We start from the raw sequence: 26,691 nt of genomic DNA on the forward strand, positions 1-26,691 counted from the left end.
AAGCACTACTACTATTATAAGAAATAAAAAAAGCCCTGCAATTGCAGGGCTTTTTTTAGTATATAAATGCTAGTAGAAAACTACTCTATTTTAATACGCTTTCTGTCTGTTTCTTTTAAGTAAATTTTACGCAGGCGAAGGCTTTTAGGTGTAACCTCAACATACTCATCTTTCTGAATATATTCTAAAGCTTCCTCTAGTGAGAATTTAATAGCAGGAACAATTTTAGCCTTATCATCAGCACCTGATGAACGTACGTTACTTAACTTTTTAGTTTTAGTTACGTTAACCGTCATATCATCACCACGTGAGTTTTCACCGATTACCTGACCTTCGTATATTTCTTCGTTAGGATCTACAAAGAATTTACCTCTCTCCTGTAGTTTATCAATAGAGTAAGGTATTGCCTTACCATTTTCCATAGAAATAAGCGAACCGTTTATACGTCCGGGTATTTCACCTTTAAATGGTTGGTACTCTAAGAAACGGTGTGACATAATAGCTTCACCTGCAGTAGCTGTAAGTAATTGGTTTCTTAATCCTATAATACCTCTTGATGGTATAAGGAATTTAACAATCATACGCTCACCTTTTGGCTCCATGCTTGTCATTTCACCTTTACGCATTGTTACAAATTCAACGGCACGCCCTGAAAGGTTTTCAGGTAAGTCAATAGTAAGTTCTTCTACAGGCTCACATTTTTTACCGTCTATTTCTTTTATAATAACTTGTGGCTGCCCAATTTGTAGTTCATACCCTTCTCTTCTCATTGTTTCAATTAGTACAGAAAGGTGTAGTACACCACGACCGAACACAAGGAACTTATCAGCACTTCCTGTTTCCTGAACACGTAGTGCAAGGTTCTTTTCAAGTTCTTTGTTAAGTCTGTCGTTTATGTGTCTTGAAGTTACAAACTTACCTTCTTTACCAAAGAAAGGAGAATCGTTAATAGTGAAAAGCATACTCATAGTAGGCTCATCAATAGCAATAGTTTTTAATGCTTCAGGATTTTCAAAATCAGCAACAGTATCACCAATTTCAAAACCTTCCAAACCAACTAAGGCACAAATATCACCTGCAACTACTTCTTCTACCTTTCTTCTTCCAAGACCTTCAAAAGTATGTACTTCTTTAATTCTTGATTTTATGATTTTACCATCACGCTTTACTAATGATACATTCATACCTTCACGAAGTATCCCCCTTTGAAGTCTACCAATAGCAATACGACCTGTAAAGCTGGAGTAGTCAAGAGAAGTAATAAGCATCTGTGGTGTACCTTCAGATACTTTTGGCTCCGGTATATGTTCAATAACCATATCAAGTAATGGCTCTATGTTTTCTGTTTTATTCTTCCAGTCGGTAGACATCCAGTTTTGTTTCGCCGAACCGTAAACCGTTGGAAAATCTAACTGCCACTCCTCTGCCCCAAGTTCAAACATAAGGTCGAAAACTTTTTCATGTACCTCTTCAGGAGTACAGTTTTCTTTATCTACCTTATTAACTACTACACAAGGTTTAAGACCTAAATCAATCGCCTTTTGCAGTACAAAACGTGTTTGCGGCATTGGTCCTTCAAATGCATCTACTAAAAGTAATACACCATCAGCCATGTTAAGCACACGCTCTACCTCACCACCAAAATCGGCGTGACCGGGAGTGTCAATAATATTAATCTTAGTACCTTTATAAGTAACCGAAACGTTTTTAGAAGTAATAGTTATCCCTCTTTCACGCTCTAGGTCATTGTTATCTAGTATCAGGTCGCCCGTGTTTTCATTCTCACGGAAAAGTTGGCAGTGGTACATAATTTTGTCAACCAGTGTGGTCTTACCGTGGTCAACGTGCGCTATAATAGCAATGTTTCTAATAGACGTCATCTTTCTTTTTTATGAAAGGTGCAAAAATACACTTTATTTCGACAAAAAAAACATTAGTTATGAAGGGTTTAGCTTTTATTAATAGTAGTTTAAAATTTAGCAGGAATAACCTTTAAAACTATTACCAAATAAGAATAGGTTATACATAATCTTAATAAAATCAAAAATTTTTATTAAAAAAAAGATTATTTCAATTTTTAAACGTAATTTTGTTTAAACATTTTTAGAAAAAGATGAACAACGTAAAAAGTAAGTTTAATATTAAAGATCTTGAAAACCTAACAGGTATTAAAGCTCACACCATTCGTATCTGGGAAAAGAGATACAACATCCTGGAACCTATGCGAACAGAAACTAACATTCGTCTTTATGATGTTGAGAATTTACAAAAATTACTGAATATATCTACCCTTCATAAGTTTGGATATAAAATATCAGCCATATCTAAAGTACCTGAAAACAAAATACCTACAATGGTTAAAGAGATACTATCAAGCAACAGTATTACTAACCATGTTCTCAACAACTTTAAGCTCGCCATGATGAATTTTGATCAGTCACTATTTATAAACACCTATAACAGCGCGCTAAACGAAAAATCATTCAGGGAGATATTTTACGAATTCTTTATTCCTCTATTGGAAGAAATAGGCTTTTTATGGCAAACTAACACTATAACCCCTGCACATGAACATTTTATTAGTTTTTTAATTAAACAAAAAATAGCCTCTAACATTGAAAAACTGTTACAGGAACCACCCCGAAAACATGATAGAACATTTGTTTTGTACCTACCTATGAATGAGATACATGAACTGGGGCTAATGTTTATAAATTATGAATTGGCATTAAATGGCTATAAATGTGTATTTTTAGGAGAAAGTGTTGATATTGAAAATCTTAAAAAAGTAAAAAGTTATTTTGACAATATTACATACGTAACTTACAGTACTGTTTCACCTACGAGTGATGAAGTAAATGATTATATAGAACACTTGAAAAATGAAGTTTTAAATGATAATACTTCTCAATTATGTGTTTTCGGCAGAAATACTCAGTTTATATTACCCAGTAAAATAAATGATAAAATAAAAGTATTTAATAGCATTGACGACTTTAGTAAAACCCTTTAATTAACAAAGAGTTAATATTTTTTGTTTAATTATTTAATAGTTTTGATAAACAATGAAGAAAAAAATTAAAATAATAGGTTCAGGGTTTTCATCACTTTCTGCTGCTTGCTACTTAGCTCAAGAAGGTCACTCAGTAACAATATACGAAAAAAATGCTACCGTAGGGGGACGAGCAAGACAGCTAAATAAAGAGGGCTTTACTTTTGATATGGGACCTACCTGGTATTGGATGCCGGATGTATTTGAGCGTTTCTTTGCAGATTTTAATACAAAACCTCAAGATTTTTATCAACTAAAAAAGTTATCACCTGCTTACAGAGTTTATTTTGATAAAGACGATTATGTAAACATAGCAGATAACCAAAATGATATAATTAAAACTTTTGAGGCTATAGAAGCCGGTAGCGGCAAAGTTTTAAAAGAGTTTCTTGATGAAGCAAAAAGTAATTACGATATTGCTATAAAAGATTTGGTTTACCGCCCGGGAGAATCGCCTTTAGAGCTGGTTACTCCACAAACTATGATGAAGCTCGGGCAGTTCTTTGGTAATATTTCACGAGATATTCGTAAAAAATTTAAAAACAAAAAACTGGTACAAATACTGGAGTTCCCTGTTTTATTCTTGGGAGCAAAACCATCAGACACGCCATCTTTTTATAACTTTATGAACTATGCTGATTTTGGCTTAGGCACATGGCATCCAAAAGGAGGAATGTACAGCGTGGTAAAAGGTATGGAGCAACTTGCCAAATCGCTTGGCGTTACTATAGAAACGAATGCTGCTATTGAAAAAATAGGTGTAGAAAGCGGTGAGGCTAAATGGCTTATAGTAAATGGCAAAAAAGTAGATGCAGATGTAATAGTTAGTGGTGCAGACTACCACCATAGTGAAACACTGCTTGATGAAAAATACCGAAACTATAGTGAAAGCTATTGGGAGAAACGCACTTTTGCGCCATCATCACTATTATTTTATATAGGTTTTGATAAAAAAATAGAAAATGTAGAGCATCACAGTTTATTTTTTGATACTGATTTTGATGTTCATGCAAAAGATATATACGACAAGCCAAAATGGCCTGATGAACCTTTATTCTATGCCAGTTTCCCTTCTAAAACAGATAAGGAAACCGCACCCGAAGGTAAGGAATCAGGTATATTTTTAATTCCGCTTGCTCCGGGTATTGAAGATACTTATGAGCTTAGGGAACAATATTTTGAAAAGATAATTACACGTCTTGAACAATTAACAGGACAGGAAGTAAAAGATAATATAATCTTTAAGGAGTCCTTCTGTGTAAATGATTTTATAGAAGATTACAACTCTTATAAAGGCAATGCATACGGACTAGCCAACACACTGTTACAAACTGCCTTTTTACGACCTAAACTAAAAAGCCCGAAAGTTAAAGGCTTATACTTTACAGGACAGCTTACCGTACCGGGACCGGGGGTTCCCCCTGCATTAATATCCGGTAAATTGGTAGCAGGACTGGTAAAAAAACATATCACGAAAGAAAAGAGATTAACCGCAAAGTAAAATATTATGAAGTCAATTTTTGATACCATTTCGTATGAGTGCAGCAGAAATGTAACCAAAGCCTACAGTACCTCTTTTTCATCTGCCGTGCGGATGTTAAGCCCAAGCATTCGTCAGGATATTTACAATATATATGGCTTTGTGCGTTTTGCCGATGAAATAGTAGATACGTTTCACGATTATAATAAAGAAGAGCTTTTTACAAAGTTTGAAAACAGTTTAGACAATGCCTTAAAAGACGGCATTAGCCTAAACCCTGTTTTAAACTCTTTTCAACATACTGCAAATAAGTATAATATTCCACGCGAGCTTATAAATAGTTTTATGGATAGCATGCGTATGGATTTATATAAAAAGGACTATAAAAGCATATCGGAATATAAAGAGTACATTTACGGCTCGGCAGATGTTGTTGGGCTTATGTGCTTAAAAGTATTTGTTGGTAATAACGATAAAAAGTATGAGGAATTAAAGCCTTTTGCCATGCGGTTAGGTTCGGCTTTCCAGAAAATAAACTTTTTACGTGACCTGAAAAGCGATACGGAAACACTGGACAGAAATTATTTCCCTTCGCTTAACCTTGAGGAAATGAGCGAAGACGTTAAAATACAAATAGTTGAAGAAATTGAAAACGACTTGGCCGAAGGATATAAAGGTATTGTACAGTTACCTACAGAGGCAAAATTTGGGGTTTATACCGCTTATGTATATTACAAAGTATTACTGCGTAAACTAAAAAACACGCCTCCGCTTAAAATAAAATCAACAAGAATACGAGTACCTGACTATCAAAAAGTAGGACTCTTGGCTAAATGCTATTTTAATTATAGATTTAACATCATTTAATTTAATACCCTATGTGGCTCTATATACTGGTTTTTATACTTACTTTTTTTATAATGGAATTTATGGCTTGGTTTACGCATAAATACATTATGCATGGTTTTTTATGGAGTTTACACAAAGACCATCACCGCAAAGACCACGACTCGTGGTTTGAGCGCAACGATACTTTTTTTATTTTCTACGCCTTAGTAAGTATAGGCTTTTTCCTGCTGTGGCAAAATGGTATTTTGGATATTGGCTTGGCTATAGGACTGGGAATATTTGCATACGGCTTAACCTACTTTTTAGTGCATGATATTTTTATACATCAGCGTTTTAAAATATTTAGGAATGCTAATAATCGTTACGCAAAAGCATTACGAAGAGCACATAAAATGCACCATAAACATTTAGGCAAAAGCCATGGCGAATGCTTTGGTATGCTTATAGTGCCCTGGAAATATTACAGAGATGCTAAATAAAAAATAGCACCTTGCAAATAGTTATTGCAAAGTGCTATTAAACTAACCTTTATTTTTATAAATGGGTGTTATTCAACCATAACTTCTTTTAGTGGTGCTAACTGCTTTAAATTTAAATTCCCTTTTTCAAGCAATTGTACCATGTACATAACATCATTTGGGTTCATATCATCGCCTAATACACGTACTACACCAAAACCGTTTTCCTGCTGATACATAAAGAAAACAAATTCGTCGATCTCTTTTTCTTCTCCTAAAGAGTAGATGTAAACGCCTTCTTTATTAGAACCCATTCGCATTAGCTGCTCATAAGCTCCTTTATCCAGCAAACCTTTTACAGTTTCTTTTTCTTTATCGTAAACTTCATTAGTAGCTAGTGAATCTTTCTTATACACTAAAAGGTTCAGCTTGTTTAACGACTGTAATGCTTTCTTTTCTCCATCAGAAAGAGAAAGTGTATCAGAGTTAACGAAATTAGCAGCTATATCAAGCGTCATAAAATCACGTGCTGATGATTTCTCTACAAAATATTTTTGTAAAGAAGGCTCATTACTACACGAGGTTAAAGCAAGTAATAATAGTCCTGCTACCCAAAATATTTTCTTCATAATTATCCTTTTTTAGATGCTTTTTTAAGCTGTGCTCCTCCGGGAAGGTTCATTTTATCAGTAAGTACCGATATTTCACTTAAATCAAAGTTACCCGTTAGCGACATTAATACTGTATCATCAGTACCACCTTCAATAAACATAAGTAACTCCAATACCTGAGATGATTTTGCTCCTGTCTTTACATAAATTTTTATGCTTTTACTCCCTTCTGTAACACGCATTAATTCCTCTAAAGGATATTTTTTTAAATAAGCGTTTACAGTGCTCTTCATATCCTTTACTAAAGCAGCATCTCTGGTACTAAAAACTTTAAGATTATTAAGCTTTTTTATCAAATTAAGATACTGCTGTATCTCTTTATCACTGGAGTCCATTTCAATGTTCGCCATTAATTCAAACATTTTTTTGTTCACTACAACAGCAGTAACATTGTCTTCACCATCAAACTTATCAAACTCTTTCTGAGCAAAAATTAAGCTTGGCAGCATTACCAGTAAAAATGCAAATATTATCTTTTTCATTTTAAATTGTCTTTAAAAACTTTTTGTTTTGATTGTTCATACTCATTTAAATACTCTACTCCCGAAACGCCGACGTTTACAGTATTGGAGAGCATATTTAAGGCCTTCTGTGTTTCCCTGAAGGCTACTTCAGGATCCTCATAAGTACCTAACTCGTCAGCAGGGGCTGACTGGTTGTTTGTTATAAAAAACAACCCTGAAAGTAACACTACACTTGCCGCGACTGATATCCACCCTACTACATTTCGTTTTCTCGGTTTTAGTGGTAAGTCTTTTTCAAATGTTTTATTTGCTTCCGTTTCAAAATATCCAAACAGTGGTCTGTAATGCTCTAAATGTGGCGCCACATCAGTAGAGGCAAAATATTCTCGTAATATATTTTCCTCTGCAATACTTGTTTCTGCTTCAAAATATTTTTGTAATAATTTCTCAACTGTTCTTAATTCCATAGCTGTGTTTTTTTATAAGTTCTTGCCTTATTGTTTTTCTCGCTCTAGAAAGTGCTACTCTAACAGCAGTTTCATTCATATCCATAACTTTGGCAATCTCTTCAAAATCATATTGTTCAACATCCCGCATCTGGATGATTAATTTTTGCTGTTCCGGCAAATCATCCATTATTTTCTCTACCCAGCTCCAGCTATCCTTATCTTCTGCCTGCTTGTCCACTCCTGCCTGACCGTCACTGTAATTAGAGTGTACAATTCGCATTTCTGTCGCTCTTTTAGACTTCAACTGGTCTAAACAATAGTTTTTAGTTATTGTTACTGCAAGTGCTTCCACACTGGAATATTTGTTTAATTTCTTTCTACTGTTCCATAACCGTACCATAACTTCCTGTGTGGCATCTTCTGCTTCTTCCGTACTTACCAGCAAACGTTTGGCAATACGAAAAACACGATCCTTAAAAGGTGTTATAGTATTTATGAACTCTTTTTGATTCATTAATTTTTGGTATGGTTTATTTACCCGTTTATAAAAGCAAGACGAACCAAGTTATTTTTTGTTACGTATTATATTAAAAATATTAAATTTACGACTCATTAAAAGAAAATTTACAATGAAGAAGAAGTTCAGCCTCCTACTGCTTGTGTTATTTGGTACTTTTTTCGCACTGCAAAGTTGTAGTGATGATATGGATGATAACGCCGTACCTGTTAATGATTTTATATGGAAAGGATTAAATTTATATTACTTATGGCAGCCGGAAGTACCTGCGCTTGCTGACGATCACTTTAGCAGTCAGGAACAATTAAATAATTATCTTGAAGGTTTTTCTAGTCCTCAATCCCTGTTTAATAACTTATTGTATCAGCCGGGAGAGATAGATAGATTTAGCGTTCTTTTCCCTGATTTTAGAGAACTAGAAAACAGGTTACAAGGTGTAACTAAAAGCAATGGTGTAGAGTACGGGCTTACCTATTACCCAAATAGTGATACTGATATATTTGGATATGTGCGCTATATACTACCTAATTCTGATGCTGCTAATAAGGACATACAGAGAGGTGATGTTTTTTATGCTGTAAACGGTACTCCGTTAACTATTGATAACTACCGTACACTTTTAGACCAGGAAAGTTATACTTTAAATTTAGCAAACTATAATAATGGAGATATAACTCCTACCGGAGAAGAAGTTGCTTTAGTTAAGGTCGAGTATGCGGAAAACCCTGTATTTAAAACAGAGGTAGTTGCAGAAGGTGAACATAATATTGGTTACCTAATGTACAATGGTTTTTACAGTAATTATGATGATGAGTTAAATGCTGCTTTTAGTCAGCTTGCAGCACAAGGGGCAAACGAGCTGGTTCTAGACCTTCGTTATAACTCAGGAGGTTCAGTAAGAACAGCAACTTATCTTGCCAGTATGATTACAGGACAGTTTACCGGTCAACTTTTTGCTAAACAGCAGTGGAACCCTAAATTACAGGCGTTTTATGAAAGTAATAACCCACAGGCTCTTGAAAATAAATTTAGCGACCAACTTTCTAACGGGTCAGCTATCAATCAGCTAAACTTAAATCGCGTATATATACTAACTTCACGCTCTACAGCTTCTGCAAGCGAATTGGTTATTAATTGTCTTGAACCGTACATTGACGTGGTAGTTATCGGGAATGTTACAACCGGTAAAAATGTAGGTTCGGTTACATTATATGACTCTAATGACTTTTCGAGAAACAATATAAACGGTAGTCATACATACGCCATGCAGCCTATAGTACTTAAAATAGTGAATAAAAACGGTTTTGGAGAGTATAGTAATGGAATACAGCCTGATTACTTACTAACAGAAGATTATGATAATCTGGGTGTTTTAGGTAGTACCAGCGAACCTTTATTTGCTGCTGCGATAGCCGATATAACAGGAACAGGAAGGTTTAACCCATTTGGCGGAGAAAGTTTAGAGTTATTTAAAGACTCTAAAAGCATACAGCGTTTTGGAACTGAAATGTATATTGAAAATACTCCTGAAGGTGCATTAAACCTGATAAAAGATTTACAGTAATTCTTGTTACTATACAGTGAATAAAAAAAGCGGCTATTGCCGCTTTTTTCTTTTACCTCCATTTTACAATGCAGGATTTTCACTAAACTTATAAACTATGGATGCTTATAATTAATTATTAAAGTAAAAGCCATTTGGGCTAATACCAACACTTAAAGTTTGCTGTAGGTCTCCTGTAAGTGAGTATATGTAAACATTACCCGCAGAATTATAATCTACTGCATCTCCTACATATATTTTGTTGTTTTCTGCTTTAAATCCATATATTCCGTAGGCACCTTGCTCTGTAACAGAAAATATTGGTGTTTCCGGTAATGTTGTAGCTGTTAAGCTCATACCGTAAATAGCTGCGTCTACTGTATAATAAAGTGTTCCGTTTTCTATACTTGCATTTGATGGGTGTACCATACCTGAAAAAGCATAAGAAGTTTCAACAGTATTATCAGCTAAGTTTACTACATATAATTCTCCTGATGTTTCTGCAGAACTCCAAGATGGTGCACCACCACATATTACATATAGTTTTCCATTCTCTGCTTCCATAGCGTTTGGCACATCACCTACCGGTATAGTAGTGCTAATTGCATCAGTAGATGGGTCTATCACACTAATAGTAGTACCGTAACCGTAACCACCTTTATGTGCTACATATATCATATCATTTTCCTCAAGAATATTTTCCGGACCTTCTGCTACAGCTATAGATGCTATTACAGTATTAGATGATAAATCTATTACAGCTACATAATCATCTTCTGTATCAGTTGGGTCTGCCCAGTTAGTTACGTAGGCTTTACCATTTTCAAAAGCAATATAACGTGGGTTATCCAGTCCTGTATCTACAGTAGCAACGCTTTCAAAAGTGTAACGGTTTACCACTTCAATTTTATTAGAGTAGTTTACTACTATATAAGCCAAGTCATCATTAAAGCCCATTGATTGAGCTGTATCGCCTAAATCAAAACCATTTACACTGGCGAAAATACCGTTTGATAAAACTCCTTCTTCACTATAAAAAGAAATAGTAGAGTTACCTGCTCCATAGTTAGCTTCGTTAACTATAAACATTCCGTTTACATAATCTCCTGTTGGTGCTGGCTCTGTAATAGCATCATCGTCACTACTACATGAAGTCAGGAATAATGCTCCTGCAAAAGCTGATAAAATAAGTTTGTTAAGTTTCATTTATGTTAGAATTTAAAATTAAGGTACATAGTATAGTTTCTTCCGGGTAACGGTCGGGCTCTTACATTTTCATATTCTTCTGCCCATAAGTTGCGTACTTGTGCGCCCACCGTAAGCCCGCCTAAAAATTTAAATTGATATTCAGCTCCTATTGTTGAAACATTATAAGCATCAACTTGCGAAACATTATCAGAAGTGTAATACACTTTGCCATTATATAAGTGCCTGTAATAAAAGCCTAAACCCTTATAGCTATAGCCTACAGCCGCTGTAGCTTTATGGAACGGCACATATATTAACTGATTGGTACTACCGTCACGTTGTGAAACGGTATAGGCATAAGTAGCATCTATAGTAAAGTGATGATTGCCCAGTTTTTTGTCCCAGTTTAATACGGATTCTATACCATAGGTTTTAGCCTTATCTACATTTTCCGGTCGCCAAATATTATCACTTCCGGGAACCCATCGCAGCATATCGTGCATCCTTATGTAATAACCAGTTACAGTAAGTTTTATATTTTTTACTCGGAACTCGTTACCCAATTCTCCCTGATAAGACGTTTCAGGGTTTAAATTAGGGTTACCACTACCCTGCCAGTATAAATCATTATAGGTTGGTATACGGAAGTTTCGCGAAGCATTCAGTTTTACGGTATAAAAACTAGCTACCTGATAGCTACCTCCCAATGAAAACAACAGAGGGCTTTCGTAAGCATTTGTAATTTCTTTCCGTACACCTGCTTCATATTGTAGTTTTGGGGTTACACTGTGTTGCAATAACAAACTACCCGATGCTATTTCTCTGTTTTTATTATCTATATCAGAGCCTTTCCCTTTGTTTACAGTATAATTCAGTAACGTATTCAGTTTAATATTATCGGTAACCTGATAGGCTAAATCATAACGTCCTATATAGGTTTTCACTTCACCAAACGTATAATTATCATTAGTATAACGGGCGTAATATTTATAGTTCTCCGTTAAGTAAGCTGCCTTTAATTTTGAAGTAAACTTGCCATATATACCCATCCATTCTAATAAATTTCGGGTATTATAATCTTTATACTTACTTAATGAAGGGGCGCTTACGGTACGTGAAAAATGCCTGTCGCCATCATAAAAATAACTATACAGACGAAGTATATTTTTCTCGTTTAGTTTATAACCGAATGAAGCATTTAAACTGGTATTATAATATTGTCCGTTCTCATTAATAATTCCTGAAGGATATTCATAATCATTATCAGAACTGTTTCGGCTTACAGCAAAAGAGCTACTGAACTTTTTATTGGCTACATTAAGTTTATAGTTAAGCCCCTGCGTGTTATAACTACCATAACTTAAGAATAAGGTATTATCAAAAGTATCTTTAAATCGTAACTCATTATTCAGGTGGATGCTCCCTCCTATGGCACTACTTCCGTAAATAACACTCCCCCCGCCTGCTCTTACGGATACTTCATCAAAATCGCGGGTATTTATAATATTAAAATCGGTTTGCCCGTTTAGTTGCGAATTAATATTAATACCATTCCATATTACAGCAGTTTGTTGCGCATTTGTACCCCTGAAAGAAGGTGACGACACCATACCCAAACCATTTTCTTTAAAATAAATAACGGTATTATAATTTAGTAATGCGCCAAGTGAAGAAGGGCTTCTGTTAATGATGGAATCATTTAGTTGCCATACTTGTTGCGATTTCGAGAAATCTTTTAATTGCGTATCTGATATTACTACCTCTTTCAGTTGGGTAATAGAATCCGTTTGCGCACAAACATATTGGCACAGCAATAATAAAAAAATGTAACCGAGTTTCCTTAAAGCCATAATCATAAGAACCTTTTTTCCCGAAGGTTCATAATTTTTTGTTACCATAAGGCAGGTCTCCTGGCTTGCGTACTGTTGTTTACCTTCCCATAGTGTTTTACTACAGTGGTGTGAGTTTACAACAGCCTCTCTTTCCTATTATTACATATTGTAAGAGATAAGCATACAGTTGCGGGTACAGCTCAGGTTTTACACCTGATTCCCTTTTAATGCAATAACCATATTTGTAAAATGTGCTACTGCAACCTTAAGTCGGCGCAAATATAGGATTTATATTGCTATTTTTAATTTATACATTTGCAATTATTGAATATTCATCATGCAAAAGCTATCCTACCTACTTTTTTCTGCTTTTTTAATAATTATAATAAGCTGTAAAAAAGAACAACAAAAACAAGAAACTACAGTTCCTGCAAACAATGTAGTACACTATGCCAGTGGTTTAGAAATATACCGCTACAATGGTTTTTCTGTTGTAAAAGTAACCCAACCCTGGCCGGAAGCTCAGGAAGGTTTTACCTATGTAATGCAACAGGAAAACACTACACTACCCGATAGTTTACGAGTGTATACCACTATACAGGTTCCTGTAAAAAAAGTAGTAGTAACCTCAACAACGCATATACCCTCGCTGGAAATGCTGGGCGCAGAAGAAACACTTATAGGTTTCCCGAATACAGATTACGTTTCATCTGAAAAAACAAGACAGTTAATTGATAATGGTAAAGTACGTGAAGTAGGCACAAACGAAAGCCTTAATACCGAGGTTTTAATTGATATGCAACCTGATGCGTTAGTAGGGTTTAGCATTAGCAGTGATAATAAAACTATGGCTACGCTTGAAAAAAGCGGTATTCCTGTTTTATATAATGGCGACTGGACAGAGCAATCACCTCTAGGGAAAGCAGAATGGATAAAATTCTTCGGGGAATTATACAACAAACCAAAAGAAGCCGATAGTATTTTTAATAGTATAGCAGATAATTATAAAGCTGTAAAAGAACTGGCACAAAAAGCAACAGTAAAACCTACCGTTTTAAGCGGTGCTATGTATCAGGATCATTGGTATTTACCGCAAGGTAAAAGCTGGGCAGCTTTATTTTTGGAAGATGCGGGAGCCAATTATTTATGGAGTGATTCCGAAGGGACAGGTAGCCACTCATTATCTTTTGAGTCGGTATTAGATAAAGGGCAAGATGCTGATTTTTGGATAGGTCCCGGGCAATTCACTTCTTTACAGGAAATGGAAGAAAGTAACCCGCACTACACGCAATTTAAAGCCTATCAAAATAATAAAGTATATTCGTACAGCAGTAAAGAAGGTGCTACAGGAGGTGTTATTTATTATGAGCTTGCTCCTAACTACCCTGATTTAGTCCTAAAAGACTTGGTGAAAATTCTGCACCCGGAACTTTTACCTGATTATGAACTTCATTATTTTGAGCAACTTAACTAACAACCTTGCAGCGCACTACCCAAAATAAAGTTTTATTAATCAGCCTTGTTGTACTACTGGGGTTTACTTTTTTGCTCAATATTAGCTTGGGGTCTGTAAGTATACCTTTTAGTCAGGTTTTTAATAGCCTTACAGGTGGAGAGGTTTCTAAAACTACCTGGGAATATATCATTATAAACTACCGTTTACCAAAAGCGGTTATGGCTATAATTGCAGGCATGGGACTATCATTAAGCGGACTGTTGATGCAAACGCTTTTCCGTAACCCGATGGCAGGACCTTTTGTTTTAGGGTTAAGCTCCGGTGCGAGTTTGGGTGTGGCATTCATTATTTTAAGTTCAGGATTATTACCCGGTTTTTTAGCGGGCGTATTCCTTTCTTCATACGGAATCATATTAGCTTCAACTTTAGGGAGTTTATTAGTGTTACTATCAGTATTATTAGTAGCACAACGTTTGCGTAATACTATGGCAATACTTATTGTAGGGCTTATGTTTGGTAGTTTTACAGGAGCGGTTGTTAACGTCCTAACTTACTTTAGCACCGCACAGCAATTGCAAAAATTCACGTTTTGGGCTATGGGTAACTTAGGTGGGCAGGAATGGAGTAACATTATTATACTGGCGGTAGCCTGTACTATAGGTATTATTTTAGCTGCTGTTTGTATAAAACCACTAAACGCTTTACTACTGGGCGAGCGCTATGCTAAAAGTATGGGTATCGACTTTAAAAAAGTACGCTTTATTATAATTATATCGGTTAGTCTTATGGCAGGTGGAATTACGGCTTTTGCAGGTCCTATAGCTTTTATCGGGCTTGCTGTACCTCACATGGCTAAACTAATTTTTAAAACCAGTGACCACCTGGTTTTGTTTTGGGCTACACTGCTTTCAGGAGCTGTAATAGTATTGATTTGCGATATTATTACCCAACTGCCGGGTAATGATTTAACTTTACCTATAAATGCTGTAACCTCTATAGTAGGAGCACCTGTGGTAATATGGCTGTTACTGCGAAAAAGAAAAATGAATTATAACTAATACTCATGACCTCAAGTAAAGAAAACATAATACTTTCCGCAACAGGCATAAGCATTGGTTATGGCAAAGGTAAACAGCAAAAAGTTATTGCTAAAAATGTTAGTATAGCACTTAAAAAAGGTCGCTTAACAGCTTTGGTCGGGGCAAATGGCATTGGTAAATCTACCTTATTACGTACTATTACAGGGATACAAAAACCTCTTTCGGGAGAAGTTTTATTCAATCATAAAAATATTGACAAGTATACCGGTAAAGAATTAGCACAACGCTTGAGTATTGTATTAACCGAAGGACTCCCACCTAGCAATTTAACCGTATATGAAATTGTAGCTCTGGGCAGGCAACCCTACACAAACTGGTTAGGCGCACTGGCTGATGAAGACATTACTAAAGTTAAAAATGCGCTTGAACTAACCCAAACTTCGCACTTAACCCACAGGAAATATTACGAAATAAGTGACGGTCAGTTACAAAAAGTACTTATAGCAAGAGCATTGGCTCAGGATACGGAGTTAATTATCCTGGATGAGCCTACTACTCACCTTGATTTACTACATAAAGTAAGTTTACTGAAATTACTAAAGAAACTTACGCACGAAACAGGTAAAAGCATCCTCTACTCCACCCACGATTTAGATTTGGCTTTACAATTAAGTGATGAAATGATTGTTATGACTACCGATAGCGTGACGCAGGACACACCGCACAATCTCACTCAGAATAAAGTGTTGGATACAATTTTTAATGATAAGCATATCCGTTTTGATGCTACTCTCGGCAGGTTTAAGTTTGACCAAGATATTTAAGCTAAAAAATTAAAATCACTTAAAAATATTGACTTCTACTCTTAAAAAAGGTTAATATTTATATCTTTTCACTCTCAGCATTAATTGTTTAACAAAAGGTAAACACACTCACAAACAGGTATTGATTATATTTACATAAGTCCAACATCTGCCTAAAATGAGTAACCACTTTACCATAAACTATAAAGGGAATAAAACCGATATTCTTAGTAAAATAAGAATGAGCATCGGGAAAGGTCTTGTATCCGGTAATGAACTGGGAGGCAGTTTTAGGGGTTACAGGCTTGCGGGCGAGTTTGAAGGTTCTTATACTATAGCAGGTAACCGTATTACCATTAATATAAGTAAAAAGCCTTTTTTAGTTTCCTACAACAGAATAAAACGAGGTTTTGAGAAAGCACTGCGAAATAAATTATAAAGCAGTTTATAAAAATATAAACTTATGAAATATATACTACTTACATTTATTTGTCTTTTCAGCATACATATACATGCACAACCACCCGAAATGGAGTTAAATGCTAACGGGTTTAAACAAATAAATGTAAAAATACCGGAAACAACAAATGAACAGTTATTATCGTTAACTAAAAACTGGGCAATAAGCTATAACAGAAATAAAGATAGTAGTGCTGATATTACTAATGTAAGTAATAACTCTATGACTATTACTGCTTATAAGCAGAATGCTTTTTATTACAGTAACAAAGGTGAAACTTTTTATCACAGAATAAAATATGAAATGACATTTAAGTTTAATAGGGACAGCTATAATGTAACCTTTACCATTACCGAAATATATTTGAATGATGATTCATTGCTTGAATATAAAATTCCTGATTATTTTAATTCAGACGGAAAACTAAAAGATGATTACAATACTCTTAAGGAGAGTCTGGAAGAAACAGTAAATGATATTGTAAATTCACATTACAATTTTATTATTAATTACAGGTAACGTAATAAAGGTTTGTTAAACCTTTTCAATACCAATAATATACATTGTAATTTAACCTAACGAACTAAAAAACAAACAATATGAATCCTGGAACTGATGACCCAAAAGATTTGGGTTCTAAAAAGTGGAATAACGAAGAAAAGGAAAGTAAAAAGAATGAAGGGTTTAGCGGAGAGAATTTACCTAAAAACTATAATCCTTCTAAAGATAAAATGACGCCGGAAGTTGAAAAAGACGAAGAAGGTTCTATTGACACTGTAAAACGTGCCAGAGATGTTAATGAAAAGAAAGCAGCTCCTGTAAGTGAAATTTCAGATAAAGCAACACGAAACGGCGAAACAGTAGATAAAAGCAGAGGGACTAAAAATGAAGATGAAGCTATGGAAACGGCAAAAAACAGAGATTTTAACTCTGATATTGAAAAAGACCGTTACAATTTAGAAGATAAAAATAAGTAAGTTAACTAGGTTAAGCTAATTTGAAAAAGCCTCACAGAGTAATTGTGAGGCTTTTTCTTTATAGTTATATTTTTTTATTGGGTATTACTTTTCATGTATGTACTGAATATTAGCATGTATTTTAATATCCTCTCCAAACAATATTCCGCCTGCTTCATCTACTTCAGGTGAATGAATGTTGAAATCATTACGATCTATTTCACCATTAATTTCAAATCCGGCACGGTCATTACCAAAACCATCTTTAGCCTGCCCTCCAAATAATACATCAAGTATTACAGGTTTAGTAATTCCCTTTAAAGTTAAATCACCTTTTAACTCATAGTTATCACCTTCTATATGCTCAAAGGATGTAGAGTCAAATCGTACTTCAGGATATTTATCGGCATCAAAAAAATCTTCTGATTTTAAGTGTTCATCTCTCTCTACATTATTAGTGTTAACGCTATATACATCTACTTTTATTGAAAAAGAAGAACCTTCAAAAACATCATGTTCAGGGTTTATCATTTTACCGGAAAAGATGGTAAAAGCTCCTGTAATGTTAGAAATTAATAGATGTCTTATCTTAAAATGTATTTCGGAGTGTTCCAGGTCAATAACCCAATTTGTTGCAGCCATAACTTTATACTATTTACCTTACTAAAATACTGTTTATTACGGTGTTTTACAAAAAGAGCAAAGCAAATAATTTGTTAAACTTTAAAACAGTTGATTTCACAATATTAGTGTAAACACCTTTATTTACTTGGCTTTACTATATAGAGTTAATAAGCCTTAAAGCTTTTTAACTTTAAAGCAACGTTAAACTATTTAGTAACAAGATTATAATTCCTGAACTTTATAGTAGTAATAATATTAAAAACTACAGCTATGAAAGACGACAAAAAACAAACTCCGGCACCAAAAGTATCGAGCGAACGCGAATCGGATGCTTCAAAAATTGCAAAGCAAAATGACAGTGAAGATTCTTCAGGTAAGAAAGCTTACCCGAAACCTTCTCAAAGAAATTAACCACACCACTTACACTAACCAAAATCTTGACAATTATGAAAACTAACAACAATAAACAACAGCCCGAATATCCCGATAAGCATGACATGAGCATGAATGACAATGAGTTAATTATTGATAATGAAGAATATGCTTAATTATGGAAGCAGATAAAAAAGAAAAACAAGGGCAGGATAAAGAGTTTACCGAAAGCGGTAATAAAAAACCTGCTGAAACAACAACCGAAGGAACTAAAAATAATAATTGGGATGCTAAGAACCCAATTGAAAGAGACTTAGATAAGTAGTTAATTTACTGGTTAATAAGTTAAATAGATGTGATTAGAAGGGAAAGTGTGAACTTTCCCTCTTTTTTTAGGATAACAAAACAGGCAATACTTCTTTTATAGTGTTTATTTCCTTAAAATTATCGTGCTCTACATTATGGTCTATCATTTCGTGTGCCCATGTAGTATGGAAAGGTACATGGCATGCATAGCCTCCTATTTCCAGTACCGGCAATACATCCGAACGTAGTGAATTACCAATCATGTAAAACTCCTCGGGTTTTACCTCAAGCCTTTTTAATAACTTTAAATAATCTATTTCTTTTTTATCAGACATCACTTCAATATGATGAAAGTAATGCCCCAATCCTGAGTTATGCAACTTACGGTGCTGGTCTTTAAGATCACCTTTAGTAGCTACTACCAGCTTATATTTACCATGAAGTTCTTTTAAGGTTTCCTCTACCCCATCAATTAAAACAATAGGCTTTTGTATCAGTTCTTTACCTAAATCGGTTATTCGTTCTATGGTTTTTACACTTACAGTACCGTTAGAAACTTTTACAGCTGTTTCTATCATACTAAGCACATAACCTTTAATTCCGTAACCGTATAGGGGTAAATTATTAATCTGGGTTTTAAATAATTCCTGCGAAAGGCTTTGGTGTGATAAATAAGCCTCCATTATACCACAAAACTTTTTTTCAGTTTCTTCAAAGTACGGCTCATTTATAAATAAGGTATCATCAGCATCAAATGCTACAACTTTAATATTCATTAACTAGCGAATTTATTTACAAATCTAGCAAACTATTATGGTATAACTTACCACATTACTGTTAATTGATTTATAACATTCTAAAAACTACTTCTTTCATTTTAAACTTTTCAATGTTGTCTAGAAACATTAGAAAGTGCATTAAGACCTCCAATAAATAATATAGCTCCCCCTACAAAAGGAAAACCTGCACCTACAAGATCTGCTACAGAAACAGAAAATAAAAACGGTAGACAAAAAAGCATTCCGAAAACTCCGGCAAACATTGCTATATATGATATTATACTTACAATATTTATATTATTTTGAGGGTTTGATGCTGACTCAAAAACTTCATATTGAAGCACTGATAAATCTTTATCAGCATATTCTTCAACACTCCATAAAGCTATAGGTTTGGCATTCCTACCTTTATTAAAGTCTTTAAAAAACAGAGACCACTTGCTTGGTAATAAAACCATACCAAATATTAATATTATAAAGCAAGGTAGGGTATAGTTCCTGTTTCCCAACATAAAAGCCTGCATTCTTATTTCATCAACAGGAGTCATCTCATAACCTAAAATTACATGCTTAAGATCATGGCTTTCATATCCGGGAACTAAGGACAAATTATTATCTCTTAAACAATTTGATATGGCTTTACCCAAGGTGCCGTCGGTCATGGCAGAAAGTTTTCTTTCTTTAAGTTTATAAGGCTCCATATCATTAAGAGACTCAATAATTTTTATTGAAAAGTCAAATGATATTTTAATTATACTTCTTGCGATTTTTTGGAAGATCATTGTCTTTTTATTTGTTGATAATTTCTCAAATATATAAAATACTTCTTAGCACTAATCCCGTAAATCCTTTTCCAATATTTTACTTATTTTTACAGTTCAGCAAAAACTTCATCAATGCCAGAAACCATTACTTTATTACTATCATTTATAATTGCACTTGCCATAGGTATATTTCTTGGTAAACTTATTTTTTCTTCAAAGTCTGATAATGAAAAGAAACTGCTTGAAGAACGCAATACAGGATTTGCAAATCAGTTAGAGCAGCTTAAGCAACAAGCAGCAAGCGAAAAACAATATTTGGAAAAACTGCTTACTGAAACGGTTGAAGAACGTAATAACTTGCGTAATGCTAAAGACAGCCTTGCAGTACAGTTAACTAAAAAAGAAACAGACTACGAAAACTTGTTACAACGCAGTAAAGAGCAACAACAGGAAACCGAAAAACTAAGGGAGCAGTTTACTAAAGAGTTTGAAAACCTTGCTAATAAAATACTGGAAGAAAAATCGACCAAGTTTACAGAACAAAACAAAGAAAATATAAAAAATATACTTTCTCCGCTACAGGAAAAAATACTACTGTTTGAAAAGAAAGTTGAAGACACACACAAAGAAAGTATTGACTATCATGCTGCCCTGCGTCAGCAAATACTAAACCTACGCGATACCAGCGAACAAATGAGTAAGGAAACTTTAAACCTTACAAAGGCGTTAAAAGGAGATAGTAAAATGCAGGGTAACTGGGGCGAGTTAATATTAGAGCGCGTACTGGAAAAATCAGGACTGGAAAAAGACAGAGAATATTTTGTACAACACAGCCACACTACCGAAGAAGGAACAAGGTTATATCCTGATGTTGTGATAAACTTACCGGATGGTAAAAAAATGGTTGTAGACAGTAAAGTGTCTTTAGTGGCTTATGAGCGTTATGTAAATGAAGAGGATGACCCGTTACGCCTGGCGCATTTAAAAGAACACTGCAACTCTATTAAACGTCATGTAGAACAGTTAAGCAGTAAAAACTATCATGAACTTTACAAAATGGAAAGCCCTGATTTTGTATTACTGTTTATCCCTATAGAGTCGGCTTTTGCTGTAGCCTTAAATGAAGACAATACCTTATACAATAAAGCCTTTGAGAGCAATATAGTTATTGTTACACCAAGTACACTATTGGCTACCCTGCGTACTATAGACAGTATGTGGACGAACCAAAAGCAACAGCAAAACGCTTATGAAATAGCCCGACAGGCAGGAGCTTTATATGATAAGTTTGAAGGTTTGGTTAGCGACCTCATTATGGTAGGCAAACGTATGGATGATGGTAAAAAAGCGTACCAAGGTGCTATGAATAAACTGGTTGATGGTCGTGGTAACATAGTAACCAGTATAGAAAAACTGAAAAAAATGGGAGCTAAAGCAAAAAAATCGCTTCCTGAAAATTTAGTTAATCGTGCTCTTGATTCCGAAGAAAAAGCCTTTGATGATATAGAGGATAACGAACAAAACCTTTTAGACTAATTCTCCAGAAAATAATGAAAGAAAATCACAGAAAACTATCCGCTTCACGGATAAATATATCGGAACTTATGCTACCGTCGCATACCAACTTTAGTGGTAAAATACACGGTGGGCATATCCTTAAATTAATGGATCAGATAGCTTTTGCATCTGCATCTAAATATTCCAGAAGCTATTGCGTTACGGCATCAGTAGATAAGGTAGATTTTCTTAACCCTATTGAGGTTGGGGAACTGGTTATAATGAAAGCATCTGTAAACTACGTAGGCAATAGTTCTATGGTAGTAGGCATACGCGTTACAGCAGAGAACATACAAACAGGTAAAGTAAAGCATTGCAACTCTTCCTACTTTACAATGGTAGCAAAAGATGGTGAAGGAAATAATGTTAGAGTACCGCGTCCAATTTTAACCTCTCTTGAAGAAGTCAGGCGCTTCCACAATGCTATAAAACGTATAGAGCTAAAAAAAGAACGTAATGAGCATAGGGAAACTTTTGACCATACCACAACCGAAGCTATAGAATCGTTAAAAAAATTAAACATTACTGTTGAGCTACAGTAACATAGGGCGAGAGATACTATTTACTTATAATTACGAAATAATTATAATTTGTACGATAAATTGAGAAATATGAATGCTTAATCTTTTTATTATAAAATAATAACATTTTTTTTGTAAAAAATATTAAGTTATCTTTTTTATTATATATTTGTTACAATTTTACATATTTTTGTAACATTATAGCATGAAAAAGAACTATTTTTTAAACTACCTACTATTTTTATCGCTTTTTACAACATTTTTTTCTTGTGGAACTGACGATGGAAACAACTATGAGGAAATTCCTGAAGAAACTTCTCCTGTTGTTCTTGATATTAACGCAGTGCCCTACCCCAAGTTATCTGATTATAAATTATACGAAGGAGAACTAAAAAATATTGAACCTGCTTATAAAGTTATTCCTTACGATTTAAATACCCCTCTGTTTACTGATTACGCTCACAAGAAGAGGTTTATTTGGATGCCTAAGGATACTAAGGCAACATATACTACTGATGCACAAATTCCTGACTTTCCTATAGGTACTATTTTGGTGAAAAACTTTTATTATGAGGATGTTTTACCAAATGATGTTACCCGGATTATTGAAACACGAATAATGATTAAAAAGCCGGAAGGCTGGATTTTTGCAAATTATGTATGGAACGATGAGCAAACAGAAGCTACTTTAAACGTTAATGGCGGTACAGTACCTTTAGAATGGAGCCAAAATGGAGAAACAATGGCTATTAATTACAAAGTACCCTCTCAGGAACAATGTACAACATGCCACTCCCTTAACGGTACCTACACCCCAATAGGGGTTAAACCACAAAACCTTAATAAACTGTATGATTATAAAGATGGCACACTAAACCAGCTTAGTAAATGGATACAGGAAGGATACCTTGATAACAAACCAACTAATATAAATTCAACTGTGGACTGGACTGATACATCTCAGTCTTTAGAACTTCGCGCAAGGTCATATCTTGACATTAACTGTGCACACTGCCATACACCGGGGGGTGATTGTGATGAAGCACCTATGAATTTTGCCTTCTCACAAACCAATATCCCTGAAAACCTGGGGGTATGTGTAGAACCGGAAGACTTTGTTACAGGCAATCAACAATACATTGTTGATGCCCAAGACCCAAGAGGCTCATTATTATATTTTAGGGTTGAAACTACAATTCAAACTGAAATGATGCCTAACCTTGGGCGTACTGTAACACATACAGAAGGACTGGAACTTCTGGAAGAATGGATTACCAATATGGAAGTTAGCTGCCCATAACAGCTAAATAAAATATTAGGAATTTGAACTCTTTAACTGTTTATAACTAAACAGAGAACTTTTATACTTTAATTTTTTTAAAATTCCCCAGCTAACAGCATGAAAAAGAGCACATCCACAAAAAAACTATTATTTCTGGCATTATTAACCATATTCTTTTCATGTGGTTCTGATGATTCAGAAAACTACCAGGAAATACCTGAAGAAGAATCTCCTGTAGTAGTTAATCTGGACGAAGTACCCTACCAAACACTTTCAGAATACAAATTTTATGAAGGTGAACTTAAAAATATGGAACCCGCGTATAAAGTAATACCATATGAATTAAACAGTAAGCTTTTTACAGATTACGCACATAAAAAGAGATTTATATGGATGCCGAAAGGCGCTAAAGCTACCTATACTGCCGACGACGAAATATTAAATTTTCCTATAGGAACGGTACTTATTAAAAACTTTTTTTATGAAAACGTACAGCCTGCCAACAATACACGCATAATAGAAACAAGGCTTATGATAAAAAAGACTGATGGCTGGATTTTCGCAAATTATGTATGGAATGATTCCCAAACAGAAGCATACTTAAACCTGGACGGAAGTTTTACTGATATAAGCTGGACTGAAAATGGCGAAACAAAAAGCACTACTTACAGAATACCTTCGGAAACTGAATGTTTTACATGCCACAAAAGCAACGAAAAATCAATTCCAATAGGTACTAAGCCTCAAAACCTAAACAAAATATATGCTTATAAAGACGGTAATGCAAATCAATTAAGCAAATGGATTGAAGAGGGCTATTTAGAAAATAATATTCCTAATACTATAAATAGTACGGTAAACTATGCTGATGAGTCGCAACCTTTGGAACTAAGGGTACGCTCATACCTTGACATCAATTGTGCGCATTGCCATTCCGAAGGAGCGCATTGTGATTATATGCCTATGCGACTTGCTTTTACCGAAACTACTGACCCTGTTAATATGGGTATATGTGTAGAACCTTATGAATTTATTGATAACTCTATAACTCATATTATATCTAAGAAAAATAAAAGCAGGTCTGCTATGTATTACAGGTTAAATACAACCGAACAATCATTTAGAATGCCAATGCTGGGCAGGACAATAGTGCATGAAGAGGCAATAGAAATGATAGACGAATGGATTAATTCAATGGACGAACCATGTCCGTAACATTATACATAACAATTATCTAAACCACTAACTATGAAAAGAATTATTTTTTTAGTCCTTGCCGCATTAGGCTTAGGCAACTTACATGCACAAACAGACTGCTCTCATGCATTGCCTGTTGAAACTACAGGTATTAACACTGCATCATTCAGTGCAGAAAGCACCGCTCCTTCTCTTATTTGTACAGGAGGAGAAACTTCGCAAACAATGGGTATATGGTACACTTATAGCAATACTGAAGAAACATATGTAACTATAAATACAGATGTGAGTGGCTACCCACTTCGTGATACACGAGTACATGTTTACAGTGGTAGTTGTGAGTCTTATACTTGTGTAGCAGGAGATGATGACAGCGGTGATGGTCTTTCATCAACAGTATCATTTATAGCTCAACCTGATGAAAATTATATTATAGTTTTTGATAACAGATGGGATTCTGATGATTTTGTATTTGAAGTAACAGAAGCTACTGATATACCTCTTTTTTTCGCCAGTAATCATGTAGATATTTCGGGAAGTTATATAATGTGTGTTGCTGATATGAATGGTGACTATTTAGATGATATTGCTGTTCCAAGTAATGGATCAATAAAAATACTTTACCAAAATGCTGATGGCACATTTACTGAAGCAATTGCTACTGCCGATACTACCCCTTATATGCCGGGGTGGAGTCTTGCAGCAGGAGATTATGACGGTAATGGCTATAATGATTTACTGTATGGTAACGGTAATGGTGCTACTTTAATGATTGCTAATGATGACGGTACTGCTTATACAGCTATGAGTACTTCCAGTTTTGTTTTCTCGCAACGTACTAATTTTGTTGATATAGATAATGATGGAAATCTGGATGCTTTTGTATGCCACGATACCCAACCTAATATATACTTACAAAATGATGGCGAAGGTGGGTTTTCATATATTCAAGGAGGGTTGGGAGACCATCCTAATGGTGGGAACTATGGTTCTATTTGGGTAGATTATGATAATGATGGCGACCCTGATTTATTTATTGCAAAATGCCGTGGTGGCGGAAGCAGCGCAGGAATAAATGAACTACACCGAAATGATGGAAACGGAGTATTTACTGATGTAAGTGAAGAAGCTAATATGGCTGATATTATACAAACATGGTCTACAGCAATGGGAGACTTTGATAATGATGGCGATATGGATGCTTTTGTAGGTGCAAATTCTACCTCTGAAGGTAGTCATAAACTTATGGCTAATAATAATGATGGTACTTTTACTGATGTTACTGCAGGTTCGGGAATTAGTGAATTTACAGAATTAAGCAGAGAACACGTAACCCATGATTTTGACAATGACGGATGGCTTGATGTAATGGGTGGAGGGAGCTATATACTGTTTAATAATGGTGATATGACATTTACACCTACAGCTATACCGAGTATATCATCAGGACCTATAGGTGATTTAAACAATGATGGTTTCCTTGATATTTTAAATGGCTCGAATATTAAAATAAACGAAGGTAACGATAACAACTGGATTAAAATATATTTAGAAGGAACTGAAAGTAACCGTAATGGTATAGGTGCTCGTGTAGAACTATATGCTACCGGTAATGGCTGGACTAAACAAATACGCGATGTACGTAGTGGTGATGGCTTCCGTTTTATGAGTTCACTTAATACACACTTCGGGCTTGGTCAGGTTGAAGAAATAGACCAGATAATTATAAAATGGCCTTCAGGTATAATTGATGTTATTGAAAACCCTAATATTAATGAGCCATTAATGGTTGTAGAAGGAGAAACGCTAAGCAAAACAAGCTTTAACAATAGTACATTTACAGTTTACCCTAATCCTGTTAAAGACATTATACAATTTACAGGAAAAGAAAATACTGTAATTACTGATGCTTTCATTTACAATATTAGTGGCAAACTGGTAAGCAGCGGTAAAGTTTCAGGAACTTCAATACCTGTAAATGCTTTAGCTAATGGCACCTATATACTAATAGTAAAAGATGACAGCGGTAAACATTATTCTACTAAGTTTATAAAAGAATAACTTTGTAGAA

Annotated in this window: 28 protein-coding genes and 1 riboswitch; of the genes, 18 read left to right on the top strand and 10 right to left on the bottom strand. The window is 34.8% G+C overall.

Annotated elements, in window-relative coordinates; all coding sequences use genetic code 11:
• Window positions 1-80: 80 nt before the first annotated feature.
• Window positions 81-1,880, bottom strand: coding sequence for a translational GTPase TypA (gene typA, locus IEW45_RS06330; RefSeq protein WP_188620394.1), 1,800 nt, complete (start codon window positions 1,878-1,880; stop codon window positions 81-83).
• 233 nt (window positions 1,881-2,113) lie between these two features.
• Here typA and IEW45_RS06335 point away from each other — a divergent pair, with 233 nt between their 5' ends.
• From IEW45_RS06335 to IEW45_RS06350, 4 genes are read left to right on the top strand one after another with little or no spacing between them, the layout of a single operon-like run.
• Window positions 2,114-3,013, top strand: coding sequence for a MerR family transcriptional regulator (locus IEW45_RS06335; protein ID WP_188620395.1), 900 nt, complete (start codon window positions 2,114-2,116; stop codon window positions 3,011-3,013).
• Window positions 3,014-3,065: 52 nt separating this feature from the next.
• The gene (crtID, locus tag IEW45_RS06340) at window positions 3,066-4,553 is read left to right on the top strand and encodes a bifunctional phytoene desaturase/3,4-desaturase (RefSeq protein ID WP_188620396.1); all 1,488 of its coding nucleotides are present in this window, start codon (window positions 3,066-3,068) and stop codon (window positions 4,551-4,553) included.
• A gap of 6 nt (window positions 4,554-4,559) precedes the next feature.
• Window positions 4,560-5,399, top strand: a complete 840-nt coding sequence (locus tag IEW45_RS06345) for a phytoene/squalene synthase family protein (protein ID WP_188620397.1) — start codon at window positions 4,560-4,562, stop codon at window positions 5,397-5,399.
• Window positions 5,400-5,410: 11 nt separating this feature from the next.
• Window positions 5,411-5,860 carry a sterol desaturase family protein gene (locus IEW45_RS06350; RefSeq protein WP_188620398.1) on the top strand — a complete coding sequence of 150 codons (450 nt, stop codon included), beginning with the start codon at window positions 5,411-5,413 and terminating at the stop codon, window positions 5,858-5,860.
• A gap of 68 nt (window positions 5,861-5,928) precedes the next feature.
• On the opposite strand, the gene IEW45_RS06355 is transcribed toward IEW45_RS06350, so the two are convergent.
• Genes IEW45_RS06355 through IEW45_RS06370 form a run of 4 tightly spaced genes read right to left on the bottom strand, consistent with a single transcriptional unit; the run spans window position 5,929 to window position 7,937 of the window.
• Entirely contained in the window at window positions 5,929-6,468 is a 540-nt protein-coding gene (locus IEW45_RS06355) for a GFO_1091 family lipoprotein (RefSeq protein WP_188620399.1), read from the bottom strand.
• A 2-nt stretch (window positions 6,469-6,470) separates the two neighbouring features.
• On the bottom strand, window positions 6,471-6,992 hold the full coding sequence (locus IEW45_RS06360) for a GFO_1090 family protein (protein WP_188620400.1): 522 nt from the start codon (window positions 6,990-6,992) through the stop codon (window positions 6,471-6,473).
• Entirely contained in the window at window positions 6,989-7,441 is a 453-nt protein-coding gene (locus IEW45_RS06365) for a PG0215 family putative anti-sigma factor (RefSeq protein WP_188620401.1), read from the bottom strand. Before IEW45_RS06365 ends, IEW45_RS06360 begins: the two co-directional genes overlap by 4 nt.
• Window positions 7,422-7,937 (bottom strand): GFO_1088 family ECF-type sigma factor, encoded by a 516-nt coding sequence (locus IEW45_RS06370; RefSeq protein WP_188620402.1) that lies wholly within the window; start codon window positions 7,935-7,937, stop codon window positions 7,422-7,424. The genes IEW45_RS06365 and IEW45_RS06370 overlap by 20 nt, the downstream gene beginning before the upstream one ends.
• Before the next feature lie 115 nt (window positions 7,938-8,052).
• Between IEW45_RS06370 and IEW45_RS06375 the strand changes: the two genes are divergently transcribed.
• The gene (locus tag IEW45_RS06375) at window positions 8,053-9,504 is read left to right on the top strand and encodes a GFO_1087 family putative carboxy terminal peptidase (RefSeq protein WP_188620403.1); all 1,452 of its coding nucleotides are present in this window, start codon (window positions 8,053-8,055) and stop codon (window positions 9,502-9,504) included.
• Between the two features lie 111 nt (window positions 9,505-9,615).
• On the opposite strand, the gene IEW45_RS06380 is transcribed toward IEW45_RS06375, so the two are convergent.
• Together IEW45_RS06380 and IEW45_RS06385 are read right to left on the bottom strand one after the other, a co-directional pair.
• Window positions 9,616-10,689 carry a YncE family protein gene (locus tag IEW45_RS06380; RefSeq protein WP_188620404.1) on the bottom strand — a complete coding sequence of 358 codons (1,074 nt, stop codon included), beginning with the start codon at window positions 10,687-10,689 and terminating at the stop codon, window positions 9,616-9,618.
• 5 nt (window positions 10,690-10,694) lie between these two features.
• Window positions 10,695-12,521 (bottom strand): TonB-dependent receptor plug domain-containing protein, encoded by a 1,827-nt coding sequence (locus IEW45_RS06385; RefSeq protein ID WP_188620405.1) that lies wholly within the window; start codon window positions 12,519-12,521, stop codon window positions 10,695-10,697.
• A 33-nt stretch (window positions 12,522-12,554) separates the two neighbouring features.
• A riboswitch (cobalamin riboswitch) is annotated at window positions 12,555-12,786 on the bottom strand.
• A 54-nt stretch (window positions 12,787-12,840) separates the two neighbouring features.
• Between IEW45_RS06385 and IEW45_RS06390 the strand changes: the two genes are divergently transcribed.
• From IEW45_RS06390 to IEW45_RS06415, 6 genes are all read left to right on the top strand, one after another.
• A complete protein-coding gene (locus IEW45_RS06390; RefSeq protein ID WP_188620406.1) occupies window positions 12,841-13,977 on the top strand; it encodes an ABC transporter substrate-binding protein in 1,137 nt (378 codons plus the stop codon).
• A 5-nt stretch (window positions 13,978-13,982) separates the two neighbouring features.
• Window positions 13,983-15,017 carry an iron chelate uptake ABC transporter family permease subunit gene (locus tag IEW45_RS06395; protein ID WP_188620407.1) on the top strand — a complete coding sequence of 345 codons (1,035 nt, stop codon included), beginning with the start codon at window positions 13,983-13,985 and terminating at the stop codon, window positions 15,015-15,017.
• Between the two features lie 5 nt (window positions 15,018-15,022).
• Complete coding sequence (locus IEW45_RS06400) at window positions 15,023-15,823, top strand: ABC transporter ATP-binding protein (protein WP_188620408.1); 801 nt, start codon at window positions 15,023-15,025, stop codon at window positions 15,821-15,823.
• Window positions 15,824-15,980: 157 nt separating this feature from the next.
• Window positions 15,981-16,241 (top strand): hypothetical protein, encoded by a 261-nt coding sequence (locus IEW45_RS06405; protein WP_188620409.1) that lies wholly within the window; start codon window positions 15,981-15,983, stop codon window positions 16,239-16,241.
• A 24-nt stretch (window positions 16,242-16,265) separates the two neighbouring features.
• Window positions 16,266-16,781: a DUF4468 domain-containing protein gene (locus IEW45_RS06410; protein ID WP_188620410.1), complete on the top strand. Its 516-nt coding sequence runs from the start codon at window positions 16,266-16,268 to the stop codon at window positions 16,779-16,781.
• An 80-nt stretch (window positions 16,782-16,861) separates the two neighbouring features.
• Complete coding sequence (locus IEW45_RS06415) at window positions 16,862-17,239, top strand: hypothetical protein (RefSeq protein WP_188620411.1); 378 nt, start codon at window positions 16,862-16,864, stop codon at window positions 17,237-17,239.
• Window positions 17,240-17,323: 84 nt separating this feature from the next.
• Here IEW45_RS06415 and IEW45_RS06420 read toward each other — a convergent pair whose 3' ends face one another.
• On the bottom strand, window positions 17,324-17,860 hold the full coding sequence (locus IEW45_RS06420; protein ID WP_188620412.1) for a YceI family protein: 537 nt from the start codon (window positions 17,858-17,860) through the stop codon (window positions 17,324-17,326).
• Between the two features lie 252 nt (window positions 17,861-18,112).
• On the opposite strand from IEW45_RS06420, the gene IEW45_RS06425 reads away from it, so the two are divergent.
• Together IEW45_RS06425 and IEW45_RS06430 are read left to right on the top strand one after the other, a co-directional pair.
• On the top strand, window positions 18,113-18,253 hold the full coding sequence (locus IEW45_RS06425) for a hypothetical protein (protein WP_188620413.1): 141 nt from the start codon (window positions 18,113-18,115) through the stop codon (window positions 18,251-18,253).
• 139 nt (window positions 18,254-18,392) lie between these two features.
• Window positions 18,393-18,539: a hypothetical protein gene (locus IEW45_RS06430; RefSeq protein WP_188620414.1), complete on the top strand. Its 147-nt coding sequence runs from the start codon at window positions 18,393-18,395 to the stop codon at window positions 18,537-18,539.
• Window positions 18,540-18,606: 67 nt separating this feature from the next.
• On the opposite strand, the gene IEW45_RS06435 is transcribed toward IEW45_RS06430, so the two are convergent.
• Window positions 18,607-19,296: an HAD family hydrolase gene (locus IEW45_RS06435; RefSeq protein WP_188620415.1), complete on the bottom strand. Its 690-nt coding sequence runs from the start codon at window positions 19,294-19,296 to the stop codon at window positions 18,607-18,609.
• A 110-nt stretch (window positions 19,297-19,406) separates the two neighbouring features.
• Complete coding sequence (locus IEW45_RS06440; protein ID WP_188620416.1) at window positions 19,407-20,081, bottom strand: hypothetical protein; 675 nt, start codon at window positions 20,079-20,081, stop codon at window positions 19,407-19,409.
• Between the two features lie 114 nt (window positions 20,082-20,195).
• Between IEW45_RS06440 and IEW45_RS06445 the strand changes: the two genes are divergently transcribed.
• The 5 genes from IEW45_RS06445 to IEW45_RS06465 all read left to right on the top strand — a co-directional run bounded on the left by IEW45_RS06445 (window position 20,196) and on the right by IEW45_RS06465 (window position 26,681).
• Window positions 20,196-21,599, top strand: a complete 1,404-nt coding sequence (locus tag IEW45_RS06445; protein ID WP_188620417.1) for a DNA recombination protein RmuC — start codon at window positions 20,196-20,198, stop codon at window positions 21,597-21,599.
• A 14-nt stretch (window positions 21,600-21,613) separates the two neighbouring features.
• Entirely contained in the window at window positions 21,614-22,162 is a 549-nt protein-coding gene (locus tag IEW45_RS06450; RefSeq protein ID WP_188620418.1) for an acyl-CoA thioesterase, read from the top strand.
• Window positions 22,163-22,346: 184 nt separating this feature from the next.
• On the top strand, window positions 22,347-23,441 hold the full coding sequence (locus tag IEW45_RS06455; RefSeq protein ID WP_188620419.1) for an SO2930 family diheme c-type cytochrome: 1,095 nt from the start codon (window positions 22,347-22,349) through the stop codon (window positions 23,439-23,441).
• Between the two features lie 99 nt (window positions 23,442-23,540).
• A complete protein-coding gene (locus tag IEW45_RS06460; RefSeq protein WP_188620420.1) occupies window positions 23,541-24,638 on the top strand; it encodes a hypothetical protein in 1,098 nt (365 codons plus the stop codon).
• Between the two features lie 33 nt (window positions 24,639-24,671).
• Window positions 24,672-26,681 carry an FG-GAP-like repeat-containing protein gene (locus IEW45_RS06465; protein WP_188620421.1) on the top strand — a complete coding sequence of 670 codons (2,010 nt, stop codon included), beginning with the start codon at window positions 24,672-24,674 and terminating at the stop codon, window positions 26,679-26,681.
• Window positions 26,682-26,691: the final 10 nt, after the last annotated feature.

Source organism: Flavobacterium suaedae (assembly GCF_014642915.1).
GTDB classification, from domain to species: domain Bacteria; phylum Bacteroidota; class Bacteroidia; order Flavobacteriales; family Flavobacteriaceae; genus Flavobacterium; species Flavobacterium suaedae.